Origin of the sequence: Pseudomonas laurentiana (genome assembly GCF_014648275.1) — a bacterium.
Taxonomy (GTDB): Bacteria; Pseudomonadota; Gammaproteobacteria; order Pseudomonadales; family Pseudomonadaceae; genus Aquipseudomonas; species Aquipseudomonas laurentiana.
In genome coordinates this window covers 1-3,923 of sequence record NZ_BMQU01000054.1, presented here as the reverse complement: position 1 = coordinate 3,923, position 3,923 = coordinate 1, and the positions used below count along the sequence as shown (strand labels likewise).

The following is a 3,923-nucleotide window of genomic DNA, read 5'->3' as shown; positions in this document are numbered from 1 at the left end:
GCCCACAGCGGGTCTTCGTCGAGCCGGTAGTGGTCGCTGTACACCGGCTGTTTGTGCAGGCACATGTTCCCATGGCGGATGGCTTGTACCACGGGTACGAAGTTGCCCGGTTCGTAGAGGTAGTGGATGATCCGCCCGGTTTCACCCTCACGGCGCACGGGGCGGTGTTCCCAGGCCAGGGTGTCGCCGTCCCAGCCGTACAGGGTGTAGCCACAGTCGTATTGCTGCTGGCGTTTGATCCGTTCGTTTTCATTCCAACCGGAGCCGGCCAGCGGGCTTGGGGTGAAGTGCGCGACCGAGCGTTTGGACAGGCGTCGGCCAAGGGCGTCGTAGGTGTAGTCCACCCGCAGGCGTTGGTCTTCGAACTGCACCAGACGGTCGAACAGGTCCCAGCGCAGGCGGCTGTGGTCGCCCGTCTGCCAGCGTTCGACCAGGTTGCCACGGGCGTCGTAACGGTGGTGTCGGCCGGCGTATTCGCGCAGCAGGTTGTCCTGCCGTTGCGTCGGCCGTGGGTTCGGCTCCAGCGGTGGTTGAGGCTGGCTGCGGGGGTCGTCGAGCAGGTTGCCCGCCGGGTCGAAGGCAAAGCGCTCGCGGCCATGGCGGGTGATTGCACTCAACAGTTGGCCGACCCGGTCGTAGTGGTAGCGCTGCGGGCCGCGACGGCTGTCGTCCAGGTGGGTCAGTTGACCAGCACGGTCGTAGTGATAGTCGCGTTTGAGCAGGGTGTGTTGGCCGCGCTGGAGCGCTTGTGCCTGCAGACGTCCCATCGGGTCCCATTGCTGGGTGTGCAGCAGTTCGTTGCCTTGCTGGCGTTCGATCTCTCGGTGCAGGTCGTCGCGCCGGTAGTTGAGCAGTTCGTGTTCGTCCAGGCGCAGGGCCAGCAGGTGACCGCTGCCGTAGGTCAGCCAACTGACCCGGTGGCCGTCCGGGCGGACGGTAGCGCAGCGTTGGTTGAGGGCGTCGTATTCGTGTTGCCAGACGGCCACCGCCGGGGTCTTCAGGTCCAGGTAGTACTGGTGTTCGCGGGTCAGGTTGCCGGCCAGGTCGCGGAACCATTGCACGCGGCTGTGGGCGTTGCTGGCCATGATCAGCTGGCCGTTGCCGTCGTAGGCGTAGGTTTCCCGCTGCTCCTGGTCGCCCAGCCGCGCGCGGCGTTCGAGCAGCCGGCCCATGGGGTCGAATTCAACGTCGGTGAGGTGTTCGCCATTGACGGTGCGGGCCAGGCGCCCGGTGTCGGCGGCGTACTGGTAGCCGAGGGTCTTGCCGTCAAAGCCGGTTTCGCTCAGCAGGCGCCCAACCGCGTCGTAGTGAAACGTGGCGCGTCGACCGTTTTCGTTTTCCAGGCCGACCAGCCGGCCGAGGCGATCCCAGTGGTAGCGCAGACGCTGTTCGTTGCCGTCGACCCGCTCGGCGATCAGCCCGACACCGTTGTACTGCCAGGTGGTGCAGCGGTCGAGGCCATCGACATGGGCCAGCAGGCGCCCTTCGGCATCGCGGGCAAAGCGTTCTTCGGTCTTGTCCGGGTGACGGATCAACACCAGTTGGCCAGCCTTGTACTGGTAGTCGGTGTGCTGCCCGGCGGCGTCGCTGAAGCGGGTCATCTGCCCGCACTCATCGTAGGTCCAGCGGCTGACCTTGCCAGAGCAATCGGTGTAACAGGTGAGTTGACCGGCGGCGTTGTAAGCGAGGGTTTTCTCGTTGCCGTTGGCGTCGGTGATCCGCGTTGGCAGGCCCGCCAGGTTGTAGGCGTACTCGGTCTTGTTCTCCAGCGGGTCGGTGGTTTCGATCAGGTTGCCACGGGTGTCGTAATCATGCTGCCACTGGCCACCTTCGGCGTCGCAAACCTTGATCAATTGGTTCTGCTCGTCGTAGGCGTAATACACCACCTGATGGTCAGGGAGGATGTGCTCAAGCAGGTTGCCGCGGCGGTCGTAACCGTAGCGGTCGTTGCTGCCGTCGGCGTGCACATGGCGGATGACATTTTTCGCCGCGTCACGAAACAACCACTCCGAGCGCCCGTCGGGGTGGCGGATGCGGTAGGTGTAGCCCTGACGGTCGAGGTAGTGCCAGGTTTCCTGGCCGTGGGCGTCGGTGACGTAGGTCAGGCGCAGGTGCGGATCCCAGGCCAAACGGGTGTCGAAGCTGCCGTCATCGGCCCATTCGCGCACGGCACGGGCCTCGGCGCCTTCGCCCTGCCATTGCAGGTTGAGGCCACGCCCGGTGCGGTCGGTGTAGCGGTTGAGCAGGTGCTGTTGGTACTGGTAGGTCCAGGCTGCAGCGTGTTCGTCCTCGGCGCGCACCAGGTCGCCCGTGTCATCGTAGTGGTAGGTGCAGAGTCGCCGCTGGGCCACGCCGTCGCGGTATTCCCAAAGGCTGCGCAGGCGGCCTTGTTCATCAAGCTCGGTGCCCAGGTGGCGGTGGAGTTGCGAGAGGTCGTCCTGGTAGGTGTAGAGGTCGGACAACCGCGCCGCCTCGCCGTGCCGGTGCTCATAGCGCAGTAACAGCCCGGCGCCGCTGCGCAGCAGTATGTTGTTTAGCCGGTAGTGCTGCCCGTGCTGTTCGTAGACTTCTTTGCGTTCATGGCCGTAGATCAGCACCAGCAGGCCCTTGCGGGCATGCATCAGTACGCGGTTTTCCACCACGTCGATGTGCGCCTTGCCCACCTTGGGCAAGGGGTAGGCGTGGCTGCGGCCGTCGGCATCGTGGTACAGCAGGCCGTCATCGACACAGTCGAAGCGGGTGGTGAAGGCGTTGATCCAGCGGGCGCCGATCAGGCCCTGGTCATAGGCCGCCAGCCGCGAGCAGTAAGTGCGGGTCCAGTTGATCGGATAGGTGCCGGGCAGGCTGAAATCGGTATGGCTGAGGGTTTCGGTGCCCAGGGCGAAGCTGATGCTGTTGCAGGTGCCGCTGCACGCACCGTTTTTTCGCGGGTTGGGGTTGGCCGTCACCGGCACCTGCTGGCGGGTGGTTTCCAGCAGGCCATTGGGAAACTGATGGCGCACCTGGGTAACGCCATGGGGTTTGATGTTGATGCTCTGGCCATGGCGACGGCGATGCCGCCAGAGGTTCACGGCCTGTTCCAGGCACTGCAGCAGCCAGGCCAGCGAGTGGACGGTGCCGGGGTCGGTCTGGGTACTCAGTTGCTTGCGCAGTTGCGGGCCCATCGCCCGCAACAACCCGGCCTGGCGCAGGGCACGCTCGCGGGCCTGGTCGGGCAGCAGGTGCTGCGCGGCGGTGTTGCTCACGCTTTTACCTGCAGCCTTGTAGACGCTGTAGGCGGCGTTCAGGGCGTTGTCGATCGATGCCAGCGGGTCATGCAGCAGTTGCTGGCTGGCACGGTGCATCTGCTGTCCGGCCAGGTGCAGTTCGCCTTGGGCGTCGAGCCTGGCCGTGACCACCCGCTCCAGGCTGCCGGCGATTTCCTCCAACAGGCTTTCGCCGAAGGTGCTGGCGTCGTCGAGCAACCCCGGCAGTTTGCCCCGAGCCTGACTGACAAAATCATCGAGGGTACCGGCCAGGGTGCTGTTCAAGTGCCCCGCCAGTAGCCCGACCAGGGCATCGCCCAGCACTGCCGTCGGGCTGTTGCGCAACTCCTGGCGCAACAGGAACAGTGCCGGGCGCAGGCTCATGCGCGCAGCCGTCATGCCCGGTGGCAAGGGCATCATGCCGATCAGGTTGATGCCCAGGCTGACCCAGTCCAGGGGGTCGGGTGGATCGCTTTCCATCAACGTGACGATGTCGTTCAGGGCATCGACCAGGGCAATGATGTTGCCGGTGATCGGCAAGCCGGCAGCCGCGTTTTTCAACCGTTCAAGGGTGACCAGCCCGCCGCTGATCGATTGCAGCCAGGCATCGAAACGCCCGGCGCTGAGGCCGACGTCTTCAACTGCCAGGGTATTGAGCGGAACGACCGCGATCTGCGG

The 3,923-nt window shown here is 65.1% G+C and carries 1 protein-coding gene; it reads right to left on the bottom strand.

Going from position 1 to position 3,923, the window contains the following annotated elements:
* The coding region (locus tag IE038_RS23675; protein WP_189396397.1) for a DUF6531 domain-containing protein at nucleotides 1–3,923 on the bottom strand (3,923 nt) is incomplete at both ends.